The organism is Undibacterium sp., from assembly GCF_030683615.1.
In the GTDB taxonomy this organism is placed as follows: Bacteria; Pseudomonadota; Gammaproteobacteria; order Burkholderiales; family Burkholderiaceae_D; genus Undibacterium; species Undibacterium umbellatum.
In genome coordinates this window covers 17,505-40,823 of the sequence record NZ_JAUXQE010000044.1, presented here as the reverse complement: position 1 = coordinate 40,823, position 23,319 = coordinate 17,505, and the positions used below count along the sequence as shown (strand labels likewise).

Genomic DNA, 23,319 nt, shown 5'->3' with positions numbered 1-23,319 from the left:
GTGTAGCCGCCGTTTGTGCAGTACAGAAAATGGACTAAGAAATGACCGTTGTCTGAGCGTAGCGAGTTTCGGGCATTTCCCATTTTTTGTACTGCACAAACGGGAACCCCCTTTAGGGGGCGACTACGCCTGGGTCGCATTTCTTTGAATTCTTTCTTTGGCGACGCAAAGAAAGAATTTCGGCTGCCGGGCCGAGACCCGGCTTGTACCCATGAAGGGAAATCGTTTTATTCAAAGTACGGCATTCAACAAGCAACAAGACAGACTACGAACGTCACTGGAGCGCCAGCCCGGTGGATTCCAGCCAAAAGCACGCTGGAGCGCCAGCCCGGTGGGATGACGTAACTAAGATTAGTCGAAAATCAAAGAGTCTTAAGCTCGTTGCGTATCGTCGATACGAGCAGCCCCCACTCACCCTACCCTAATCTCCCATATCCCCTTCCCCAATCTCCTCCTCAACAAAGTCCGCAAACTCAACCCATCCGCATACCCCACCAACCCCGCAATCTGCTCCACATTATGGTTGGAAGTCTTCAACAAATGCACCGCCTTTTCTATACGCAAATCCTGCACATACGACACCGATGTTTTGTCCAATACAACTTGCTGGCTACAATGTCAAAGGCAACGAATTTTTCTGTGGGTTGCTATTGCGAGGGGGGAAGGCCACTGCCATGGCTCCATACTCAGACAGTTATTGTCTGAGCGTGGGGCAGAAATATGCTAATCGCACTTCTTTCCACACTTGGTGGCCGCATGGCGACGATAATCCGTCACCAGTCCATTCTGGATTTCTACATTGCAGCAAGCCAGCAATTTGTCCTTGAGCATAGTACGGCCACGCGCGGCCCTGCTTTTGATGGCAGACATGCTGAGTCCTTCCTGCTCAGCAAGATGACGCAAGCTATTACCTTGCAACTCCGTTGCCATCAGGGTATCGCGATATTTGTCCGGCAATTGCTGGATGAATGCCTGCAAGCAGCTTGCCAGCTCTGCATGTAGTTGCAGGTCTTCACTCTGCTGTTCAGGCATATTTTCATCAAGCTCTTCCATACTCATACCCTGGGCCCGGTAATAATCTACCATTGTGGTACGGGCAGCCGAATACAGCCAGCCAGTCAGATTGTCAATCTGCCGCCCGGCGCGTTTGCTTAGCAGGGCTTTGACAAAGATGTCCTGCAAGATATCGTCTGCCTGGCTGGCATCGGCAATGCGCCTGCGCAGGTAAGTGCGCAGGCTGCCTTGCAGGTCGCCAAATGCTTGCGTCAAATCTTCGTTACTTTGTGTCAGTTGCAGCATGATTTCTTACCGGCATCGTCCGCCTTGGGAACGCAACAAGCGACGGTCTCTGCAGCTTTTTCACCACTACCATTATGCAGGGGAATGCAGCAAGCGCCATCCTGTGCTGCAGTGTCTTCACCAAATACCTGGGCGTCTGACATCGTGAAGAAATGTTCCCACGGCAAACCCTGGGGATCAACTATCCAGTGTTTTTTGCTATTAGCATAGCAACAGGTAGCTGTTTCCTGGTCCAGTATCTGCGTGCCTGAAGCGGCATCAGCCAACATCTTCAATTGCGCCAGTTCTTCAACCGTATCAGCCTGCATGCCAAAATGATTCAGGCCAGTTGCATGGCCGCGTGTGGAAATGGCAAAATTGACGCGTGGATCATCCAGCATCCATTTCGCATAATCTGTCTGCTGCTTTGCGGGCATCTGCCCAAACAGTTGACTATAAAAAGCAATGCTGTGATCCAGATGTTCTACGGCGATATGTACATGAAAGCGTTTCATTTTTTACTCCTGTCCGGAAAAATACATGTGAAAGGTGTTACACAGGTATAGACGCAAGCAGGAAAAAAGGTTGCAAAAATTTTTAAGCTACCACCTTGGTCACCGCCTCGATGTGGTGTCCATCAGGATCAACTAAAAATGCAGCGTAGTAATAAGTTCCATAGTCAGGACGCAAACCTGGTGCGCCATTGTCGCTGCCGCCTACAGTCAACGCAGATGCATGAAATTGATCAACCGCGGAGCGCGTCGCTGCGGTAAAGGCCAGGTGAAAACCCGGGCCCGGCGGGCTGGCATCCGCTCTTAATTTCAGGCACAGGATATCTTCATCATCATGCAAGCCATAGCCCAAGGCGGTGTCGTCTTCAAACACGCGCCTGTAACCCAAAGCACCGAGGGCAGCATCATAAAATGCGCCAGCCAGTGTCAGATCGCGTACGCCCAAGGAGATGTGATGTAGCATTATTTATTCCTAAAGTTCGATGTATCAATGGTAGGTTAGCGCGTGCTGATCAGCAAATCACCTTCCAGACGGGCGGCTCCGGCAGTCACCAGTTCGTTTGCCATTTGCGATATCAGCAAGTCTGTTTCCAGACACAACAACCTGGCCGACGACATCACCAGGCGAGTGCTGCCAAGTTGAGATATGGTTGCTGCCAGACTAAGTTGCTGGAATTCCAGCAAGATGAAGGCAAGCATCACTTTTACCGCATTGCGGGCATTGCGGCGTGGGTCGGTACTCAGATAATCCAGCCGCGATTCCGCCCTTTGCAGCGCGACAGCGACATTGCTGAAGGCAGGACCATGTCCGGGAATGACGATACGTGGATTCAGTTCACGGATGACTTGCAGTATTGCTGCCTGTTCGGCAAAACCGGACTCCCCTTCGAGTTCAGAAAAAATCACGCCAAAGCCGTTTTCCCATAAGGCATCGGCAGAAATCAATATGCCTTCCTGCGCACAATACAGGATCATGGAGTGTGGATCATGTCCGGGCGCGGCCAGCACCTGCCAGTCCATGCCACCAAGCCGCAGTTCGTCACCATGCTGTATCGCTGCATCAAAACTGAAACGCTCGCAGCGCTGGCCAGTGGCGGCATAGGTAAGGGCAGCCTCATCCCAGACTGCCACCGCAGCCGTGTCGGCAATAGGGATCAGCGTGCGGCAAGCATAGTAGCGTTGTAATGTGGCATTGCCACCACAATGGTCAGAATGCAGATGGGTATTGACCAGTAAATCGAGTTTGCGCTCACCCAGGGCATGTTGTATCAGTGCCAGGGTCTGCGGTGCATGGCTGAAGTAACCGCTATCCACCAGAGCCGTCTGTTGTTCATCGATGAACAGGATGTTATTCGAGGACAGCCAGCCCCGTTCAAAGACTTGCATGCTGGCGGGCAGTTGCATCATGCCTTACCTGCGACTTTGCGCTGCTGGCCATAGGGCATGGTTTGCGCGGCTGCCAATTCTGCCGATGCGAAGAAGGCATCGCCTTGCAGGTAAGCTTGCAGCATATCAGTTCCATCCAGGCCCCAGAAACAGCGATCATCCACTACCGCAGTCGGTACACCAAATACATGGGCGGCGATAGCCAGTTCACCATTGCGCCTTAGCGCATCTTTGACAGCGGCAATATCCAGCATGGCAGGTGTCAATTGCAATTCGTCCAGCAAGGCTTGCCAGTGTTCTGTCTGTGCGGGTATATGACCATCACGCCAGACAAAACGGAATAGCCTGTGCACGGCAGCTTCAGTGCTGCCCAGCGCCAGGCACAGGCGCAATAAAGGCAAGGGATTGAAAGGATGCTCGGGCAGCATGCGCAAAGGAATGCCATGCTTGTGTGCCAGCCATGCGCAATGCTCGAAGGTCCACAGACGCTTGGGTGCGATTTCTGCCGGACCTTTGTTGTCCCAGTGATTGAGCAGGCCAGCAAACAGGACTGGTCGATAATTGATCTGCTCTACCCCTTGCAGGCGCGGCAGCATTTCGCTTTGCAAATAAGCGAAAGGGGAAATAAAATCAAAATACCAGTCTAGCTGTTTCACTCTCTATCCTTTCATCGTCAAACACTCATGGCAGCATTCTTTGCTGTACCAGATCCCAGATTTCCAGTTTCTTGTGGTTGTCTGCCTTACTCCAGCAAATGATTTCATCAATGTTGCGATAGCAACCTGTGCACAAACCCGTCTTGTCATCCATGCGGCAAATATTGATGCAGGGTGAAGGCACGGTCGCGCCAGGTTTCATGACAAACTGGGCGGGATCAAATTCATACAGGATATTCATGCGCGCAAAGCCACATCAGCGACCGGCGCACCGGTCATGTTTTTCAATTGGGCTGGCGTCAGTTTGAAGACAGCGTGAGGATGGCCAGCAGCAGCCCACACATGTGGGTATTGCAGCAAGTCTTCGTCAATGAGCATCACAGTTTTTTGCAAATGACCGATAGGGCAAACCCCGCCTATGGCATAACCGATTTTTTCTTTAACGAAACGGGCATCCGCCTTACCCAAAGGGCCGACAATCGCTGCCACCTTGCTTTCATCAACACGGTTGATACCGCTGGCAACGACCATGACGGCTGCATCATCAAGCAAGCGACGAAAGACGATGGATTTGGCAATTTCTGCCACCAGGCAACCCAGGCCGGCAGCAGCCTCGGCAGAAGTTTTGCCTGACTCAGGCAACATGACGACAGCTTGATCATGCCCCAGGTTATGCAGCAATAGCGCAACGCGCTGGGCGGTTTCGGGTAAGGCTGTATCTTTGGACATGATGCGCAGGCAAATAAGGCAAAGCCTGTTTATATCACAAGCAAAGGCTGCATGCTTGGAGGGTTTCGCAATCTGCTAAGACATTAACCGTGCCACGATGCCAGCAATTTCAAGTGCTGTTCCTGCACGTCAAAGTATTTCATACCAGCGCGATATTCATCGCCACTGAGAATGGAATAAATGCAAGTTGCCTTACAGACTACCTGTGTGCGGCGAGAGGCATCTCCAATACTTGGCACCTCCATCATCATCTGGTAGGTTTGCTTTTCCTTGAGCGCTACAGTGCATTGCAATTGAATGCCACTAGCAGAAAAGTTAATAATCTTGGCAGGCACTATTTTGCCAGATGTTACCTGAACCGCGCCACGCCAGGTAACATTGGTCCTTGTAGCAGCTCGGGGATCATTCATACAAAAAATACATGTAAACCAATGTGTAGGGGAAAAATGATGCAATGCGGAAACTACATTGTACAGTCTTCCAACAAGGTCGGCAGAACCATTTGTATTAGTCCATATTCTGTGAGAGCCAGCTGATCGCGCCTGTCGCTGCAACTTTTGCAGTAGCGAAACAGGCAGTCAGCAAATAGCCGCCAGTCGGTGCTTCCCAATCCAGCATTTCACCAGCAAAAAACAGACCGGGATAGCGCAGCGCCATGAGATTCTCATCGAGCTCCTCAAAGCGCAGTCCACCGGCACTGCTGATAGCTTCATCTATGGGGCGTGCTGCGTTGAGCACCACAGGCAATGCCTTGATGGCCTGTGCCAAGATGGGCGCTTGGGCAAAATCAGTTTTATCCAGGCATTCATGCAACAAAGCCATTTTTAATGCATCCAGACCCAGACGGCTTTTCAGATGACTGGACAGGGAACGCGAACCACGCGGATGTTCCAGTTCTGCCTGTACTTTCTCCAACGCAGTATCCGGCAATAAATCCAGTTCAAGCACAGCTTTACCCTGACTATGTAATTGCTGACGCAGTGCTGCAGACAATGCATAAATCAGGCTGCCTTCGACCCCGCTTTCAGTGATCACAAACTGCCCCTTGCGCATGGGCTGGCCACTGCCTTGCACCTTGGCTGCCACTGTCAGCAAAGGCTGTCCAGCGAACTTGTCTTTAAAGAAAGCTGTCCAGTTCACATCGAAGCCGCAATTGGCTGGCTGTAGATCCGCCACATCCAGACCACGCTGTCTCAACAAACTTACCCAGGCACCATCGGAACCCAACCTGGCCCAGCTACCGCCTCCGAGCGCGAATACCTGCGCTCGTGCAGGCAGGCAGACTTCGCCATCAGGCGTGGCAAAGCGCAATTGGCCTTGCTCATCCCAGCCCAGCCAGCGATGTCGCATATGAAAGCGCACTCCCTGCTGGCGCAGGCGATGTAGCCAGGCACGCAATAAGGGAGCAGCCTTCATATCAACCGGAAACACCCGCCCGGAACTGCCTACATAAGTTTCTATACCCAGACCCTTGACCCAGACGCGCAAGGCTGCGGCGTCAAACTGGTCTATGATCGGTGCCAGTTGAGGCTCGCGTTCGGCATACCGTGTCATGAAAGAGACAGAATCTTCAGAATGTGTGAGATTCATTCCCCCCTTGCCAGCCATTAAGAACTTGCGTCCTACCGAAGGCATGGCATCATAAACATCCACGGCTATACCCTGCAGAGCCAGAGTTTCGGCCGCCATCAGGCCAGCTGGCCCACCACCAATAATGGCAACAATACTGGCTTGTGGATGATGAGAATTACTCGCTTTTGTTTGCATAAGTTTGCGTCATAATATGGTTTTTCATGTGCGGCTTTCCTGCACCGGTACCTGCAAGCAAAGCTGATTTTGTATCTGCCTGAATTTACCAGAAGTTACAACCAGGTCTCCCTATGGTCAATCTGGATCGTGCTACGCTAGACTTAGTGGTTGCTTGCATCAGCGTGATTTCCATGCTGGTCATGCTGACTGTTTGGCATATCAACCGTGACATACCCGGCACCGGCGTCTGGGCAGCCGCTGCGTCCATGATCGCACCAGCATTTTTACTGATACGCCTGATCGACGTCATCAACATCCCCATGTCCCTGATCGTTGCTTTCAATAATTCCCTGACCCTGACCACTACCCTGCTGATGCTGGAAGGCACCCTGCGTTTTCGCGGTTATCCGTCCCGACTACGCTGGCGCTGGGGTCTGGTACTGATCCCGGCATTTGTCTTGCTGGCCTTCCTCAACCGGGACGACATGATACGCCGATATCTGTTCCATGATGTCATCGCTGCCAGCCTGATGTTGAGTACTGCCTTTATTTTGGTCTGGAAAACCCGAGACGTAGACTTGCTGGCCGCCTGCATAGGTGCGATTTCCCTCGCGATCATGGCAGTTGGTTTTATTATGCGCTGGCATCTGGCTTTCATTTCGAATAACAATGCAGAACTGGCCAGCCATCCTCTTTTGAATTTTATCTATCTGCTTGTGGTGCTTTGCTTGCTGGGTTGGACTTATGGCGTCAGTGTCTGCTGTAATTTGCGTGTCCAGAAAAGCATACTGGAGATGGCTCGCGAAGACGTGCTCACTGGCTTGCCCAACCGCCGCCATGTCGATGAAATGCTGGACAAAGCCATCGCCCAGAGTGGCCGTAACCAGCAAGGTTTTGGTTTTATCCTGATAGATCTCAATCATTTCAAGTCAGTCAATGACAGATTTGGCCATCAGGCTGGTGACCTGTTACTCAAGGAAGTTGCCAGACGCCTCAAAAGCTTTTGCCGCCACGCCGACTTTGTAGGCCGCATAGGCGGAGATGAATTCGTGGCCCTGACATTCGGCGTCAATCAGGAATCGCAACTGGACAGCACCCTGCTACGTTTGAAGAAAATACTCGAAGGCCCCTGCACCATACAAGGCCACACCGTAGAAATCGAGGCCGCCCTGGGCAGTGCCCTCTTCCCCACAGATGGCCGCAGCGCCGACAAACTCATGCAAGTCGCCGATCAGCGTATGTACATCGACAAGTCCGTCCCGGAAAATATCCTGGCAGCAGTAACGCAGAGAGCATGACACTATATACACAAAACAAAAGCTGGCACAAGCCAGCTTTGTTAACTTCAAAAACAACTACACGAGAAATGCTGAGTAAGCGTAGCGAGCGACGCTAGTTTGGGTTAAGAAGCGCAGTCGTACTAAAGTACGACGAGCATCGCAGGCCCAAAATCGCGCCGCGCAGTAGCTTAAGGCTATGCTGAACAAGTATCCGAATAACGACATTACCTTTGATAAGTCATTGATTCACAAAGAGGTAAAATTTACGAGCAGGACTTAATCAGCGTAGCCTTAATCAGCGTTTCTCTATTTGGACCAGAATCTTTGATAGTGCGTTCGAAAATCATTCGCTGGTTCAAACATATTCTTTTGCCCACCGTCATAAGCTATATTCTGTGCAGTCACCAGATGTGGTGTACCGACAAAGCCGCTGTGTTCTGCACCTGCAAATGCGCGATTCAACTCATCGACGATTTGCCAGGCTTGCATGGACAGGGGTTCAGGTACTGTGCCAGACTGCAGGCTATTGGCACGTATGCGCTTGTACGCCGTCTGCGAACCATCACCAGCAGATACTCCGACCAGTTTGTTATTCGCGATCAGTGCTGCGGTAGCCGGCACTTCCAGTAAATCGAAATAAAAATCGTTGACGCCTATCGCATGCGTCCACTTGGCTCCGTGGCGCTTGACCAGGTTTTCTACTACGCCTTTCATTTTGGCATTGGCATCGGCCAGAGGCACATCTTCCAGGCTCAGTAATTTGCAACCTTCGCACTGGCGTATGGTTTCAACGATAGCGCTAGATTTGGCCAGCAGAAATGGATTCGTGGAATCAGTAAATACGACGATACCAGCTTTGTTGTTTGAATCTACCACTGTATACAAGGCAGCTACTTGAGCGACTTCTTTGGGGTTAGTGGTGATATTCGTGAACAGGCCATCGGTAGGACCGCTTTTTACGGAGGCATGCCAGCCAACAACAGGCACCTTGGCCTTGGCAGCAGCAGCCATCCCTTTGCCCTGGCTACTGACGTCCACCCCTGCCAGGACGATGCCGTCCGCTTTCATGTCCAGTGCCTGACTGATGATGGCAGCGCCCTGATTGCAACGACCGCGACAATTGATGGGCAAGACTTCCCAGCCAGCGCCGGCACTGGCTTCGCGCACACTATTGAATACGCCATTGACACCAGCATCACCCAGATCAGCAGCAATAAAAATAATTTTCTTTTTCTTTTGCATTTGCGGTCCTTCTGTAGGACCTTCCCAACGATTCTTCACCGATGCAGCCCTGGCCACCTTGGCATTGGCGCGACTGAGAAATTGCATGGGATTTTCTTGTGCAGCGGCAGCACTAATGAAACTGAACACAACAAACAACGCGGTCAAGCACTTACTTTTAGTAGCAGTCATGATTCTTGGCTGGTCAGGTTGGTAAAAAATCTGTAATTACGCAAACTTTAATTCGTGGTTGAAACAAATACTTACAACTGCGCAATGATTATTGCAGAAAAAAGCGTCAAGTAAATAGAGTTTCAGTACCAAGGCCTCAGCGTCGAATATTAAGCAGAAAATATATTGATATAAAGAATAAAATTTTCCACAAGTAAGAATTTCTTATGGAAAATTTCATTCTTTTAAGCAACACCTACTAAGACGTACCAATTAACAACAGTTTAAGCTGCACCAATGTGGTACGTGCAACTACAAATTGAAGCTGGCCTTACTCCCAATGTACCTCTGCCGAGCCGCTGCGCTCTACATTGCGCTTTGCCGGGTTGCCCATGACATACACATCACCACTCCCTGTGACTTTCAGCTTGATTTCCTGGCTGGCAAATACCTTGGAACTGGATGATCCTGTGGAATTCAAATTGACCGCAGCGCTTTTCAAGGCAACGGCTTTCAAGTCACCTGAGCCTGTTAATCTGGCATTAAAGCTTTTGACCTGGCCTCTAACGATGCTGTCGCCAGAGCCATAGGAAGCAAGTTCCAGTAGCTCCGCTGTCCCAACCCCCAGATTCAGGTCGCCACTGCCATTCAGGCTGGCAAATACCTGCTGGTATTCGCCATCCAGATTGATATTGCCCGAACCTTGTAGGCTGACTTCAAGTTTGTTGCCTTTGAAGCCCTTGATGACGGCGTCACCACTGCCGGAAGTCTGCAGCTTTTCCAGGTTAGGCAAACTCAGTTCTATCTTGGTTTGCTCAGTTTTCCCTACCGAAATATAGATCCCACGTGTGCCTATATACAGGGTATTGCCTTCCAGCCTGGTCGTCACCCGAGAAACCAGCTTGGCGTCACCCTTGACCAGTAATTCTGGCGTGGCAGCTTGTTTCAAGGCCAGATCTATAGGTCCGCTGAGTATGACATTGACGATGGATGCAGTGACCGGACGAACTTCACTGGCCGCCGAACCGGCAACCGTTACCGTGCTGGCATGGGCCCGGATAAAGACCACGCTGGATGCAGTTAAAACCACTGCCAGACCCAACATGCCTATGCCTGTGCGTATGATGTTATTCATTTTTTTCTCCTGAAACTAGACTAAAACTAAAAAGGACTACTGCCACTACGTGCTCGTCAGGCTGCATGGGAAAGCTGCAGTTGTGACAAGTTCCAGCGCAAATAGTGTTTAAAACCGATGAAAGTATATTTGGTCATGAACAGACTGAGCATCATCAAGAGGATGGAACCCAGCAGCAAACCCAGACCTGCGAACAGCTTTTTAACAGAATATTGATTACCAACTTCTATATGCAGCTTTTCTGCATGACTTTCTGTGCTACCCTTCTGCGCTACAACAGATGCGGTCTTAGCACTGTCATCCAGTTTTTCACCATCTATCAAGATACCCGTTTCAGTAATATCAACGCTGACATTACGATCATGGTGTCTATGTGCATGCTGCCTGCCAGCAGGTATATCAACACTGAATTGCTCGACGCCAGAGATACTGGCCGCAGTGATGCCTATGCCCGCTACATACATCACCAATGCGACAACATAGGTCGAGCACAAGAGACTGAAATACGCCACTGCAGGTATCAGCATGAACAGATTGAAGATCATCAGACCGATCAGGGCAACCAGCAAACTGGCAACATTACCCAGGCTAAAATTTGTTTTTAATGCTGCATAACGTGTGCTGGCGTTCTTTTGCGCCGCCAACAGTTCTGGCTTGGGCAGACCAGCAGCAATTTCCTCTTCCGACTTGCCAGCGGCCATGGCGTCAGTAAACTTGCGCTCATATTCCCACATGGTGTCTTCGATGACTTTGGCTGGTAAGCCGTCCAAGGCCTGACGCAGCGCGTTCATATATGCAGTCTTGTTCATTGCCGTCTCCCGTTCTTGATTTGGTATATTCAGAATAAGCAAAGTAAAGGAAGGCAGCCACAGACTTGCGACAGTGCGCAAATTTCTAGGGATAAACTGCGAAACCTGAGGATAGTCAGCAGTCATCTAAAGTCGCAACAGAAGGGAATAATATTGGTTTGCTATGACATGAGCATGTCACCCTGAGACAGGCTACTAAGTTGGCCACTGGACCGATGTTGCATTAAAATTTAGCCATTCCTGCAAGTGACTGGCATCTTCACCCAGTAAGTGCAAACCCAGACGACTGCGGCGCCAGAGTATATCGTCAACCGTACGCGCCCATTCATGCTTGACCAGATAGGCCGCTTCTGCGGTATACAAGCCGGGTACCAGCATTTCACCCATATCGGCCAGCGAATATTTATCTTTCAACAAAACATGAATGCGACTGCCATAGGCATGTGCATAGCGTTCTGCCAGATGCGGTGGCAGCCAGGCATATTGCTGCTGGCATTGCTGTATGAATAAGGGAAATTCGCTGACAGCGCGATTTTCCGGGGATTCACTATAAATATCACCGCCGGGCAGGCAGGCATGCTCGGTCCAGGCAGTATTGGCATTGTTGAGCAGGGGTGCCATTATGGACAGTGCTTCTTCAGCCAGTTTGCGGTATGTGGTGATTTTGCCACCAAACACATTCAAGACTGGCGCACCGGCAGTATCAAGCTCCAGGCTATAGTCACGGGTCAGGGCAGCGGCCTTTTCCTTGCCTCCCTCAACCGGCTCTTCCACCAGCGGGCGCACACCGGAATAAGACCACAACACATCGGCAGGACTGATAGCCTGGGTAAAATAATGGCTGGCCAACCCGCACAGATAGGCTACTTCTTCCTCGCTGATCGAGACTTCATCCAGCGAGCCCTGGTAATCCAGGTCGGTCGTGCCTATCAGGGTAAAGTCTTGTTCATAAGGGATGGCAAACACGATGCGGCCATCGGGATGCTGGAAAATATAGGCATAAGGATGATGAAATAAACGCCGCACGACTATATGGCTACCCTTGATCAGTCTCAGGTTTTTTGCTGCCCCCTGATGCAGAACCTGCTGCAGGGTATTGACGGCCCAGGGGCCGGTGGCATTCACCAGACTACGGCTTTGCACCATCATCATGCTGCCGTCCACCGTTTGCAATTGCACCAGCCAGTGCTGCTCTTGCCGTCTGGCAGAGACACAACGGGTGCGTGTCATGATGACAGCACCTTTTTCTGCCGCCTGCATGGCATTCAAGACAACCAAACGGGCATCATTGACCCAGCCATCTGAATAGGCAAAACCACGGCGGAAGTCAGCGAGCAGGGGTTGCCCGGCGATATGTTTTTGCAAATTGATGGATTCAGCACCAGGCAACAATTCGCGTTTCGCCAGATGGTCATACAGGAACAAGCCTGCCCTGATCATCCAGGCCGGGCGCTGTCCTTTATCATGCGGCATGACAAAGCGCAGCGGACTGATGATATGCGGGGCAGAACGCATGAGCACTTCGCGCTCTTGCAAAGCCTTGCGCACCAGGCCAAATTCATAATATTCAAGATAACGCAAACCGCCATGGATGAGCTTGGTCGATGCGGATGATGTATGGGAAGCGAGGTCGTCTTTTTCACACAAGAGTACGCTCAAGCCACGGCCAGCAGCGTCGCGCGCTATACCGGCACCATTGATGCCCCCGCCGATGACGAGGACATCGACTTCCCGCATGGCAGGCTTGCTCTTCATTTTTTGACCAGATGATTCGGTAACCAGCCTATGCCATGGGCATGCAGGCTCTGGATGTATAAACGGTCTTCCGTCTCAGTGACACCCGTGGTTTCTGGATATCGGCCGGTCGGGTCCTGCAAATCGGCGACGATTTTTCCGGCTTCGTTAAATGCCAGCACATGGCCATAGGCGGGTGGCACTGGCCACAACACACGCGGCAGGCGCAAGGTGATGCTGCGTAACCAGGGTTGTTCTGCCATGTCATCAATCGCAGCGCCGCGCGGCTTGGCCAAACCCAGCCAGATACGGCCATCAAGGCCACGCATGAGATTGTCAGGGTAACCTGGCAAATCACGCAGCAAGATACGGGCCAATTTTTTATCCGGCTTGCTCTTCAGATGCAATGCCTGGGCACTGACGGCGATTTTCCAGATACGGTACTCGCCAGTTTCAACAACTATCAGGTGCTGCTCGTCTGCGCTGAGTACCAGCCCATTGGCAAAACACAGGCCGTCAGCAATGACGCGCGTCTGTTTGCTCGCGGGGTCGTATTCCACTACGCGCCCAGTAGAAGAATGCTCCAGTATGTCGAGTACGCTGGCATGGAAGGTGCCGCCAGATTCCCTGGCACCAAAGCGTTGCGATGCATCGGTGAAATAAATCTTGCCAGTTTTGGCGACCACCACGGCATCCGCATACAAAATTGGACTATCCCCGATTTTGTCGGTGAGTACCGTTATTTGCTTGTCAGGTGAAATCGAGAGTATGCCGCGAAAGGCATCGGCAGCGATCATATTGCCTGCAGCATCAAACATGAAACCCAGTACCCGTCCGCCGGTATTCACCCAGACTTCACGCTGGCTGCCGTCGGCCTGCATGCGCAAAATCGCGCCGGATGTCACGGCGGCATACAACTTGCCATCCGGGCCTATGGCGATATGCTCAGGGCCGGTTTCTTCACCAATTGCTATAGTTTTCAATGCCGCCAGTTTTTCATTGCGGGCATGCGGTGGTGAATAACCAGCAAAAGGCGTGGCTTGCCAGGCGACGGGGTTGATAGGCACAGGTGCCAGCAAGAGATAGATAAGAACGGTAGCCAGCAAGGCCAGCGCCAGCAACAGCAGGCGTATGATCCATTTCTTCAACACTTATCTCCTCGCATTTCAAGACTACGCAACAGGAATCCCCAAGGGGGTATCCCCGGCAATTCTGTATTTTGCACTGTCCGGATAATATTTTGATATTTATTTTACGAGATGTTGCAATGAGGCAGAAAATGGCGTGCTCAGGATTTTAACCAAGGCAGCGCACAGCGTCGTAAGTGCGCAACCAGGTCATTTGCAAAATACGCGCGTCATTGCTGGCGCGATGACGGGAAATATTCAAATCTTCCTGCACCTGGTGCTTGGTGGCATGCCACAGGCTTTCTTGCTGCGGACTGATGATTTCGCGCAAATCTGCCAGGCGAAAATTAGGGACCCTGTCGACAGCATCATATAAGCGCGCCATCCAGACGTAGTCCTGGGTCCAGCCGTCGGTATAGACTGTCAGCCCGGCCAGCAGGGTATTGAGTTGTTCCGTCACCAGGCTGACGGATTTGCCTCTTTCGACCAGGATTTCACGCGGGATGCGGTGTATGAGTGCGGCATGAACATCCCAGTGCTGCCACTCAGATTCCGGCCTGATCAGCGTGCACCAGCCTTCGCCATGACGACGCGAGAAGCCAACCTCAATCGGATAGCTACCTTTGCCAAAGCCCGAAGCTTCGAAATCAATCACGATAGGCACGGTCATCATCGCATATGCTCCGCTGGGTGATAGTGTGGCAATTTGAGCCAGGAGCCGGGAGTCAAAGCCCGGGCTTCAATTCCTGCTAGCTAAAACTCATTTTTCTATGAATACCTGGAGCACGCAAGTTTTTGCATAAAAATTTATTCGGTTTATATCTGCATTTAAAGATAGTTCATGAATATGTCGCAATTTATAGTCTGGGTTTATGAACATTTTAGTCGCCGGCTTGTCAAAAAAACAGAGTTCGTCCGGTAGCTGCGCTGCCAAATTGCGAAATTACTGGTAAGCTCAACAACTTGTTTTGCTCTCTGTTAAAAGGAAATTCATGCGCTTCTTACGCTTACTGCTCATTACCCTGGGTTTTGTCTCTGCGACAGCACTCGCCTCGCCTGCCGCTCCCAAGGAGGGCGCAGACTTTATCAGCCTGAAAACGCCACAAACCACGCAAGCCACAGGCAAGAAAATTGAAGTTATAGAATTTTTCATGTACCACTGCCCTGCCTGTAATCTGCTGGAGCCTATCGTCAATGAGTGGAAGAAAAAGCAGGGTGACAACATCGTTTTTCGCCGCATACACTTGCCGTTGACAGGTGAAAATGATCCTGAAGCACACTTATTTCTGACCTTGGAAGCAATGAATCTGGAAGCCAGCCTGCATGCCAAAGTGTTGGCAACCTGGCATGTAGAAAGAAGTCGCCTGACCAGCGATGCTGACAATACAGCTTGGGCAGTCAGGAACGGCATAGACAAAGCCAAGTTCCTGAGCTTTTACAATTCCTTTTCTGTCATCAGCAAATTGAAGAACCTGGGCAAACTGGTTGCCAGCTATCAAGTCGACAGTACTCCAACCTTTATCGTCGATGGCCGCTACCTGACCAACCCTTCCATGGTAGGTGCAGCCAATGCCAATATCCCACGCGATCAACTCGGCCAGGCCACCATGCAATTATTGGACAGTTTAGTTGCAAAAAGTAAAAAGTAAGCTGATTTCACACATTAAAAAAGCTCAGGATTCGCATCCTGAGCTTTTTTTATCGACCACCATCATTTATCGACGACAGTCTTGCCTATGGGCGCCACGGCAATTGCTGCCAGCTTCAAGTGCTGAATACCAAACGGTATGCCTATGATGGTGACAAAGCAAATCAGGGCAGACATCAAATGCGCCAATGCCAACCAGACACCGGCAAAAATGAACCAGATGACATTGCCTAGCATGCCCAACAGACCGGTACCTATATCTTCCTGTCCGCTGGCATCTGCGCGATTCACCACCTCTTTACCAAAAGGCATGAAGCTCAATTGCCCTATGACAAAACAAGCTTTGCCCCAGGGTATGCCTACGATGCTGATAAAAGCGATCAAGCCCGCTAACCACCAGCCCAGCCCTGTCAAAAAACCGCCCAAAATCAACCACAGAATATTACCTAATAGACTCATAGATTACTTTGCAATTTATTAATGTACGACATTGTATTGCCAAAAAAGCCAGATAGCCAGGAGAATCGCGAAAACCCTTATTTATCACTCATAACGCAAACAATCCACTGGCAATAAACGCGAAGCACGGCGCGCTGGATAAAAGCCAAAGAAGATACCGACAAAACTGGCGAAGCCGCAGGCAACCACCATGGCTTGCAGGCCTATAATGACTTCGAGTTTGCCGGTAGAAGTAATCGCTGCCGCACCTGCCATCGCCAGCAAGATGCCTATGATGCCGCCGACCAGGCAGATCACCACCGCCTCCGTCAAAAACTGCAACAGCACATCACGTGGCTTGGCACCAATCGCCATGCGTATGCCTATCTCGCGGGTACGTTCAGTCACTGATACCAGCATGATATTCATGATGCCTATGCCACCCACGATGAGCGAAATGGCACCGATGGCACCCAGCATGGCCGCCAGGCCGGCACTGATCTTGGCACCTGTCTCCGCAATCGAGGCCAGGTTATCGATACGGAAATCATCTTCCTGCCCAGCCTTGATATGGTGGCGGTCACGCAGCATGTCCTTGATATCTTCCTCTGCGTCCTTCAACTGCTTGTCGCTCTTGCCCTGCACCACCACATAATGCACATTGCGCGGGAAAGGGCTGCGCATCAGGGTAGCGCGGGCTGAGGTAATCGGGATCAACACCATCTCACCCAGATCACCGCCGTCAAACATGCGGCCCTCACCCTGTAAGACGCCAACTACCTGGAAAGGTACATTGTCTATGCGCACAAACTGGCCTATCGGGTTGTCCTTGTAAAAAAACTGGTCAGCCAGTTTCTTGCCTATGATGACCATGCGCGCAGCACCCCGGATATCAGAATCGCTGAACTCATTACCCTGGTCCACTTTCCAGTTGCGTACCTTAAACATTTCTGGGGTCACACCGAGCACGGCATTATTGGAATTATCATTCCCTACCGTCAATTGGAAGAAGCCCTGCAAGGCTGGCGCAGCACCATTGAGACTGTCGAGTTGATTGAGTGCCAATGCGTCCTCTACTGACAGCGAAGGAGCAGTACCGGTACGCGCCCGCACCCCCTGGGTACGGTTGGCACCTGGCGAGATAATCATCAGATTACTGCCCAGTACTTCCAGTTCCTTGGCGATAAATTTCTTTGCACTTTCACCCACAGCCAGCATCATGACGACCGAGGTAATGCCGATGATAATGCCCAGCATGGTCAACGCGGTACGCAGCCGGTTGGCATTCATGGAACGAAATGCTTCTATAAAAACCTGGAGGAAATTCATTTTCTGTCCCCCTGCGCTTCTGAATATTCAGCATGTGAGGCGGCCAGTTGGCGCAAGCCTTCTGCCGCCGGGCCATCGTACAGGACATGACCATCCTTGAGCCGCACCAGCCGTTTGCTGTAGGCCGCAATATCCGGCTCATGCGTCACCAGCAAGATCGTGATGCCACGATCTGCGTTCAATTGCTGTAGCGAACGCATGATGTCTTCGCTGGTCTGGGTATCAAGATTACCGGTAGGCTCATCCGCCAAAATCAATGGCGGATCAGCGACCAGGGCGCGGGCGATCGCCACACGCTGTTGCTGACCACCGGACAATTGATTCGGTAGGCGTTTGGCATAATCCTTGAGCCCTACTCTTTCGAGTTCCACCAGTGCTTTCTTGTGCGCCTTGTCACGCCCCGCTCCGGCATAGATCAAGGGCAGCGCGACATTTTCTGCCACGCTCATGCGCTTGATAAGATTAAAGCTCTGGAATACAAAACCGATGGTGCGGTTGCGTATGGTGGCCAGTTCGGCACGCGACAGGCTCAGGGTATCGACGCCATTGAGCAGGTAAGAACCGCTGGTGGCCTGATCGAGGCAACCAAGTATATTCATCAGTGTCGACTTACCGGAGCCGGATTGTCCCATCACAGCCAGAAAATCGCCACGCGGCACCTGCACGTCTATGCCATGCAAAACCTTGGTCTCCACGCCACCAGAGAAATAACTCTTGCTGACCTGGCGTATGGCTATCAGGGTATCGCTCATCAGCGTGCTCCGGCTTTATCCAGCGCACGGATAATGACTTTGTCACCTGGCTTCACATCACCGGAAATGACTTCGGTATATTTGAAGTTGGACAAACCAATTTTGACGTCCACAGTTTTTGCCTGGTTTTTGTCATCAAGCTTATAAAGTTTGAAAGTGCGGGTCAGGTCTTTTTTGGTACGGAAAGCGACGTCATCATCCACATCTGGTGCAGGCAGATTGGCAGATGCTGAAGCCGCGCTTGCGGTTGATCCACTGGCATTTTTTTCCCTTTCCTTGAGCGCCTTGGCTTCTCTGGCCTGCTCTTCTTCGCTAGGCTTATAGCGCAGGGCAGCGGTGGGAATGCGCATCACGTTTTCGCGGCTGCCGACGACCAGGCGCACTTGCGCGGTCATGCCAGGTTTCAGCAATTCATCCTTGTTATCGACATCCAGCACAACGTTATAGGTCACCACATTCTGCTGCACATTCGCCGCCAGACGAAACTGGCGTAATTTGGCTTCAAATTCTCGGTCAGGATAGGCATCGACAACAAAACGTGCAGGCAGACCATCTTTCAAAGAGCCGACATCGGCCTCAGATACGCTGGTATCGATTTGCATTTTGGTCAGGTCACGCGCAATCTGAAACAGGTTCGGGGTCTGGAAAGAGGCGGCCACGGTTTGACCCATGTCGATTGTACGCTTGATGATCACGCCATCTATTGGTGAACGAATGACGCTGTTATTCAGGTCAGCCCTGACGCGGTCCAGTTGCGCTCTGGCCAGTTTGATATTTGCATCAGCCACTTCCACTTCACGTTTGGCCTGGTCCATGGCGGTGCCGGAGATATAGTTTTGCGCCACCAGTTTCTGGTTACGCTCAAGATTAGCCTGCGCCAGGCGCTTGGACGCCTCTGCAGATGCCAGGCTGGCTTCGCTTTGCTTGATCTGGGCATTGAAAATAGTAGGGTCTAGCTTGAGCAAGACCTGACCTTGCTTGACGCGGTCATTGAAGTCCGCCTTCAATTCCACTACGGTGCCTGATACCTGCGAGCCGACATTGATCAGCGCAACAGGGTTGAGCGTGCCGCTGGCGGTCACGGTCTGCGTGATATTGCCTTTGTCCACGACGGCGGTCTTGTATTTGGGTTCTTCTTCCTTGGGCTTACCATGCTCCTTTTGATAGTACATGGCGGCTGCTACGCCTGAGAGTAAAAGAACAATGGCGACAACAACGCGTTTCTTCGTGAACACAGGCATGGTAAGAGATATCCCAGATTGTTAGGTACGCATCAATAGGTAAAAAAATAGACAACTATTTATATATTTCGTTCAATTCGGGAGAACCAGGCGATAGCCACGATCAGTAATGCTATCGACAAGGGAAGCAAACCCCAGACACCATATAACATGCCGACAACGATGCAGGCAGCCCAGGAGAAGCTGGAAGCAGTTTCAAGCAAGCCCGCCATCAAATGCGTCTGCCCGCGCTTGTTGAACTGAGCACGGCTGGCCGCTTTGGATTGCCACAAATGGATAACGGCCGAACTCAGCATTGCCGCCAGGGTACAGACGATGACGGCCAGGCCCAGTACAAATTGCTTGATCAGCAGCCACAGCCATGCTGGTGAGATAAATAACATGACTGGCAAGATAGCCGCCAACAACTTGCTGGTGAGGATAAACTGGGCTTTGACAGGCGATGCCCACAACAAGTCAGGTGCGTCTTCAGCTGAGACGATAATCCAGATCAGGGAACCAGCCAGTGAGGCGGCCAAAAAAACCAGACCTGAGGCCACACTGGGCAATAAAGATTTGGACTTGAACATGACAAGAAATAAAGGTGCAATATATAGTACATGCAACAAAACCTTGGAAATCAGGTTAGCGTCACGCGCAATCAGGCGCCATTCTTTGAGAATGATGGTGGTTCGCAAACTGCGTCCAAAATTGCCATTTTTCTTTATAGCTTTCTGCCCGTCTGATATCGCCAGCTTGCGTGGCTTACCAACTGCTTGCTGCACACCTTTAATAAAGAAACGATGTGTGGATTGCGCCGTCAGCAGAAAAACCATTGCACTGAAAAACAGGATTCCAAATATCGCCGCTGGCGAGCCAAACAAAGCCCTGGCTGGCATCCACACCATGCTGTCGGCATCCAGCATGCCACCGGGCTGGAACCACGGCAGGATATGCTGCATCACTGTCTCGCGGACTTCATTCCCCAGATTGCCAAATAATTGTGTGATAAGGAACATACTGGCACCCGTCAGTGCACTCAGGATTTGTGCCAGCACCAGGGTCTTGCGTACCCCAAAACTTTTGACCAAAGCCAGGGCCAGCAACATGGCCAGCGCAGCAGCCAGCGTCGACATGGCAAGCAGCGCAGGATAAATACCCATCCAGCGCCACTGCCCCAGAATCAAGCCTGTATTCGCCACTGGCGTCAGCAAGGCAAAAAACCAGATGCCAGCAGAAAAGACGATACCTGTCAGCCTGACCTTGAATATGGTTTTCGACGACAGTGGTGATGACAGTAGCAAATCCAGATCACCACGTTCAAACAAGGCCCTGACACTATGTGCCAGGCCTATCGACAACATAAGACTGAACACAGCCAGCATGGCGACACCAGCCCCCATCAGCAAGGGCGCTGGTACAACTTCTTGCAAAGGCGGCATCTTATGCATAAAGAACCAGACGCCGAGATGGGCAAATACATACATCAAGCCGATCAACCACATGCCAAACACCGACATGCCACGTACCGCTGCCTGACCAGGCTTGCTATCACCTTTGTCATAAAAAGCCAGACGGCATTCATGGGTCAGCAACCAGAGTGAACTGCCGGGTTTGAATTGCCAACTAAGGGCCATTATGCTGGCTCCGTCAATTGCAGGAAAATTTCTTCCAAAGTACCTGCTGTCTGGCTGGTCTGGCTGCGCAATTCTTCCAGCGTTCCTTCTGCGATGAGTTTGCCGTGCTGTATGATGCCTATGCGCTCAGCCAGGCGTTCGGCGACATCGAGGATGTGGGTGGTCAGGATGACGGTACCGCCCTGTTTGACATGGGTCAGCAAGACATCCTTGACTTGTCTGGCAGCGGCGGCATCGAGGCCAGTCAAGGGTTCATCCAGGATGATAAGTTCAGGCTGATGTATCAGCGCCCCGGCCAGCGCCAGCTTTTGCTTCATGCCACGGGAGAAACCTTCCGTCAGTTCATCTGCATGTTTGAGCAAATCCAGCCATTCAAGCAATTCACGCGCTTTGGGTTCGGCAACTTCCGCAGGTACACCCCACAAGCCGGCGACAAATTCCAGATACTCAAACGGTTTAAGTTTGTTATACAACATGAGGTCGTCAGGCAGATAGGCCAGCTTGCTTTTGGCCAGTGCAGGGTCAGCTGCCAGTTCATGTCCCAGTATGCGTATGCTGCCACTATCGGGAGAAAGGAGGCCTGCCACCATGCGCAAGGTCGTGGTCTTGCCTGCACCATTTGGTCCCAGCAAGGCATATAGTTCCCCCCGGCGCACGGTGAGATTGAGGTTTTCAACGGCAGGTCTGCCAAAGTTCTTGCAAAGCGCGTGCAATTCCAGAGCAGTGGCTGTCATTTTCGGCAATGTTGTCTAAAAAACGTTCATTGTATGCCGAATTTATTCTAGGTAATGAGATGGATGTAAAGCGAGGGAAATTTCAGGGAATGCTGCACCCCGCCCGCGATGGGTGTGATGCAGGCTTTGATAAAACCAGGTGCTAACTGAACACTGGCACATGCGGATCAACGCCACCGAAGCGAATTTCTGGATGACGGTTACTGACCAGTTGCTGGATTTCGGCTATCCGCTTAAATGGCACATCCACCATCAGCAAGACCTTGCCGTCTTCTATATCTGCCATGAAGGGCTTCAGACTGGAACTGGGTATGGCTTTGGCTGCCTTGGCCGATGCCCATGATCCAAACAAGGAGCCACCAATCGCAGACAGCAGCACGGCTACGATGCGCATTTCCATACCTTGAGGCGGGAAGATCAGCCACAAACCACCTGCCAGCAAACCTGCGATGCCACCAATCAGCATTCCCACTTCAGCACCGTGGATGAGATCAGTTTTCTGAAAGGAATTGGCTTCAGGCATATCGGATGGCAGCATGCCTTCCTTCGCACAAAAATGCATATGTCGCTCATCAATACGAGCAAGTAAAAGCTCATCCAGCATCGCCCTGGCACTACTCAGGTCAGGCAACATGAAATACAGTCTGCGTCTCATGACTATCTCCCTAGAGGTAAGAAAGCACGGAGGCAGTTGCGAGAATATCGCGGTGACCACGATGGTCAGGGGACAAGACAGCAAGCATCAGTATCCCAAGTGGGGAAACCGACAGAATGTGCAACTGCCTTCATCTTTGTTATAGACAATTCCAGGGAAAATTCAAATGACAAATTGGACCAGGTTTTCATGTTCACTCATGAGAAAAAACTGTAAAAATTGATAAAAATTCACTTGACCAGTTTAAGCATAGTCTGAATACTAGAATTTCGCTGTGAACATGATTTTGACTCAAGCTCACAGGCTAGCTAAAAAGACCAACAATTGCCTCCATTGGCAGTATGGGACCGGAATGAAAAAATTCATTTGCCTGCTTGCTTTGCTCTGCAGCCTGCCCAGTCAGGCGCAAAAAGTTACTGATGCGCAAATCAAATGGGTCACGGCAGAATTACCGCCCTATCTATGGCTAAACCACAATGTGCCGCAAGGCTATGTCTATGAATTGATTGTCGCTATGTCAGCACAACTGGGGCGTAAACCCGACCTGAGTATTTATCCATGGGCCAGGGCAGTCAAAATGACCAGGGAAGGCCGGAATTATGGCGTCTTTCCACTGCAAAGAACCCTGGAACGCGAAAGCAGCTACAAATGGCTAATCCATTTGGGCACAGCGCCAAACCGTTTTTTTGGCAAGCGATCTACGATAGCTGGAAACGTCAATATTGAGCATGCTTCACTCGAACAATTGCGCGGTTTGCGGGTAGGCATCGTGCGCGGCTCCTCATTGGAACAAGAATTGCATGCTGAAAATTTTCGCAATATCCAGTATGAAAAAGATTACCAAAGTTTGCTCAAACTATTGCAGTTGGGTGGCCTGGATGCGGTTTACTCGGGTTATTCCATCATGATATCGGCGGTAGAAGAATATGGCTTCCGCCTGGAAGATTTCACGACTGGCCTGCATATGGGCAGCGCCGAGCTTTACATGGCCAGTTCCATGAATGTCAGTGAAGAGGAAGACCGCGTCTGGCGCAAAGCCTATGAAGTTTTACAAAAAGATGGCACAGTACAGCGGCTGCGCAAAAAATACTTTTCCTGGGAATAAAGCTCTCGCTTTTT

Annotated in this window: 25 protein-coding genes and 1 pseudogene; 3 read left to right on the top strand and 23 right to left on the bottom strand. The window is 51.1% G+C overall.

Annotation, left to right across the window (positions count from 1 at the left end; translation table 11 throughout):
• Positions 1-411 precede the first annotated feature (411 nt).
• From Q8K39_RS24260 to Q8K39_RS24215, 10 genes and pseudogenes are all read right to left on the bottom strand, one after another.
• Positions 412-606, bottom strand: a pseudogene (locus Q8K39_RS24260) (helix-turn-helix domain-containing protein); the annotation flags it as partial.
• A 117-nt stretch (positions 607-723) separates the two neighbouring features.
• Complete coding sequence (locus Q8K39_RS24255; protein WP_305263696.1) at positions 724-1,299, bottom strand: sigma-70 family RNA polymerase sigma factor; 576 nt, start codon at positions 1,297-1,299, stop codon at positions 724-726.
• Entirely contained in the window at positions 1,287-1,793 is a 507-nt protein-coding gene (locus Q8K39_RS24250; protein ID WP_305263695.1) for an ArsI/CadI family heavy metal resistance metalloenzyme, read from the bottom strand. The genes Q8K39_RS24255 and Q8K39_RS24250 overlap by 13 nt, the downstream gene beginning before the upstream one ends.
• Before the next feature lie 82 nt (positions 1,794-1,875).
• The gene (locus Q8K39_RS24245; protein ID WP_305263694.1) at positions 1,876-2,253 is read right to left on the bottom strand and encodes a VOC family protein; all 378 of its coding nucleotides are present in this window, start codon (positions 2,251-2,253) and stop codon (positions 1,876-1,878) included.
• Positions 2,254-2,288: 35 nt separating this feature from the next.
• A complete protein-coding gene (locus Q8K39_RS24240; RefSeq protein ID WP_305263693.1) occupies positions 2,289-3,197 on the bottom strand; it encodes an MBL fold metallo-hydrolase in 909 nt (302 codons plus the stop codon).
• Entirely contained in the window at positions 3,194-3,832 is a 639-nt protein-coding gene (locus tag Q8K39_RS24235) for a 2-hydroxychromene-2-carboxylate isomerase (protein WP_305263692.1), read from the bottom strand. The genes Q8K39_RS24240 and Q8K39_RS24235 overlap by 4 nt, the downstream gene beginning before the upstream one ends.
• A gap of 25 nt (positions 3,833-3,857) precedes the next feature.
• Entirely contained in the window at positions 3,858-4,073 is a 216-nt protein-coding gene (locus tag Q8K39_RS24230; RefSeq protein ID WP_230413875.1) for a DUF1289 domain-containing protein, read from the bottom strand.
• Positions 4,070-4,561 (bottom strand): YbaK/EbsC family protein, encoded by a 492-nt coding sequence (locus tag Q8K39_RS24225; protein ID WP_186955896.1) that lies wholly within the window; start codon positions 4,559-4,561, stop codon positions 4,070-4,072. The genes Q8K39_RS24230 and Q8K39_RS24225 overlap by 4 nt, the downstream gene beginning before the upstream one ends.
• An 83-nt stretch (positions 4,562-4,644) precedes the next feature.
• Positions 4,645-4,971 (bottom strand): PilZ domain-containing protein, encoded by a 327-nt coding sequence (locus Q8K39_RS24220; protein ID WP_305263691.1) that lies wholly within the window; start codon positions 4,969-4,971, stop codon positions 4,645-4,647.
• A gap of 97 nt (positions 4,972-5,068) precedes the next feature.
• Positions 5,069-6,328: a TIGR03862 family flavoprotein gene (locus Q8K39_RS24215; protein ID WP_305263690.1), complete on the bottom strand. Its 1,260-nt coding sequence runs from the start codon at positions 6,326-6,328 to the stop codon at positions 5,069-5,071.
• Between the two features lie 113 nt (positions 6,329-6,441).
• Here Q8K39_RS24215 and Q8K39_RS24210 point away from each other — a divergent pair, with 113 nt between their 5' ends.
• On the top strand, positions 6,442-7,608 hold the full coding sequence (locus Q8K39_RS24210; RefSeq protein ID WP_305263689.1) for a GGDEF domain-containing protein: 1,167 nt from the start codon (positions 6,442-6,444) through the stop codon (positions 7,606-7,608).
• A gap of 288 nt (positions 7,609-7,896) precedes the next feature.
• Here Q8K39_RS24210 and Q8K39_RS24205 read toward each other — a convergent pair whose 3' ends face one another.
• The 6 genes from Q8K39_RS24205 to Q8K39_RS24180 all read right to left on the bottom strand — a co-directional run bounded on the left by Q8K39_RS24205 (position 7,897) and on the right by Q8K39_RS24180 (position 14,460).
• A complete protein-coding gene (locus Q8K39_RS24205) occupies positions 7,897-8,919 on the bottom strand; it encodes a substrate-binding domain-containing protein (RefSeq protein WP_305263688.1) in 1,023 nt (340 codons plus the stop codon).
• Positions 8,920-9,313: 394 nt separating this feature from the next.
• Positions 9,314-10,117 carry a head GIN domain-containing protein gene (locus tag Q8K39_RS24200; protein WP_305263687.1) on the bottom strand — a complete coding sequence of 268 codons (804 nt, stop codon included), beginning with the start codon at positions 10,115-10,117 and terminating at the stop codon, positions 9,314-9,316.
• A 56-nt stretch (positions 10,118-10,173) separates the two neighbouring features.
• Entirely contained in the window at positions 10,174-10,926 is a 753-nt protein-coding gene (locus tag Q8K39_RS24195) for a DUF1700 domain-containing protein (RefSeq protein ID WP_305263686.1), read from the bottom strand.
• Between the two features lie 195 nt (positions 10,927-11,121).
• A complete protein-coding gene (gene glpD, locus Q8K39_RS24190; RefSeq protein ID WP_305263685.1) occupies positions 11,122-12,681 on the bottom strand; it encodes a glycerol-3-phosphate dehydrogenase in 1,560 nt (519 codons plus the stop codon).
• Positions 12,678-13,811: an SMP-30/gluconolactonase/LRE family protein gene (locus tag Q8K39_RS24185; protein WP_305263684.1), complete on the bottom strand. Its 1,134-nt coding sequence runs from the start codon at positions 13,809-13,811 to the stop codon at positions 12,678-12,680. Before Q8K39_RS24185 ends, glpD begins: the two co-directional genes overlap by 4 nt.
• 145 nt (positions 13,812-13,956) lie before the next feature.
• Positions 13,957-14,460: a hypothetical protein gene (locus Q8K39_RS24180; protein WP_186955905.1), complete on the bottom strand. Its 504-nt coding sequence runs from the start codon at positions 14,458-14,460 to the stop codon at positions 13,957-13,959.
• 319 nt (positions 14,461-14,779) lie between these two features.
• Between Q8K39_RS24180 and Q8K39_RS24175 the strand changes: the two genes are divergently transcribed.
• Positions 14,780-15,436, top strand: coding sequence for a thiol:disulfide interchange protein DsbA/DsbL (locus Q8K39_RS24175; protein ID WP_186955906.1), 657 nt, complete (start codon positions 14,780-14,782; stop codon positions 15,434-15,436).
• 62 nt (positions 15,437-15,498) lie between these two features.
• Here the strand turns inward: Q8K39_RS24175 and Q8K39_RS24170 are convergent, their stop codons facing one another.
• The 7 genes from Q8K39_RS24170 to Q8K39_RS24140 form a co-directional block, all read right to left on the bottom strand.
• A complete protein-coding gene (locus Q8K39_RS24170; RefSeq protein ID WP_186955907.1) occupies positions 15,499-15,894 on the bottom strand; it encodes a YccF domain-containing protein in 396 nt (131 codons plus the stop codon).
• Between the two features lie 84 nt (positions 15,895-15,978).
• Entirely contained in the window at positions 15,979-17,202 is a 1,224-nt protein-coding gene (locus Q8K39_RS24165) for an ABC transporter permease (RefSeq protein ID WP_230413877.1), read from the bottom strand.
• Entirely contained in the window at positions 17,199-17,954 is a 756-nt protein-coding gene (locus tag Q8K39_RS24160; RefSeq protein WP_186955908.1) for an ABC transporter ATP-binding protein, read from the bottom strand. Before Q8K39_RS24160 ends, Q8K39_RS24165 begins: the two co-directional genes overlap by 4 nt.
• Positions 17,954-19,195, bottom strand: coding sequence for an efflux RND transporter periplasmic adaptor subunit (locus Q8K39_RS24155; RefSeq protein ID WP_305263683.1), 1,242 nt, complete (start codon positions 19,193-19,195; stop codon positions 17,954-17,956). The genes Q8K39_RS24160 and Q8K39_RS24155 overlap by 1 nt, the downstream gene beginning before the upstream one ends.
• Positions 19,196-19,254: 59 nt before the next feature.
• The gene (locus tag Q8K39_RS24150) at positions 19,255-20,811 is read right to left on the bottom strand and encodes a hypothetical protein (protein ID WP_305263682.1); all 1,557 of its coding nucleotides are present in this window, start codon (positions 20,809-20,811) and stop codon (positions 19,255-19,257) included.
• Positions 20,811-21,545, bottom strand: coding sequence for an ABC transporter ATP-binding protein (locus Q8K39_RS24145; protein WP_305263681.1), 735 nt, complete (start codon positions 21,543-21,545; stop codon positions 20,811-20,813). The genes Q8K39_RS24150 and Q8K39_RS24145 overlap by 1 nt, the downstream gene beginning before the upstream one ends.
• Positions 21,546-21,687: 142 nt before the next feature.
• Positions 21,688-22,200, bottom strand: a complete 513-nt coding sequence (locus Q8K39_RS24140; RefSeq protein WP_305263680.1) for a DUF1269 domain-containing protein — start codon at positions 22,198-22,200, stop codon at positions 21,688-21,690.
• A 352-nt stretch (positions 22,201-22,552) separates the two neighbouring features.
• Between Q8K39_RS24140 and Q8K39_RS24135 the strand changes: the two genes are divergently transcribed.
• Entirely contained in the window at positions 22,553-23,305 is a 753-nt protein-coding gene (locus Q8K39_RS24135; RefSeq protein ID WP_305263679.1) for an ABC transporter substrate-binding protein, read from the top strand.
• The last annotated feature ends 14 nt before the right edge of the window (positions 23,306-23,319 follow it).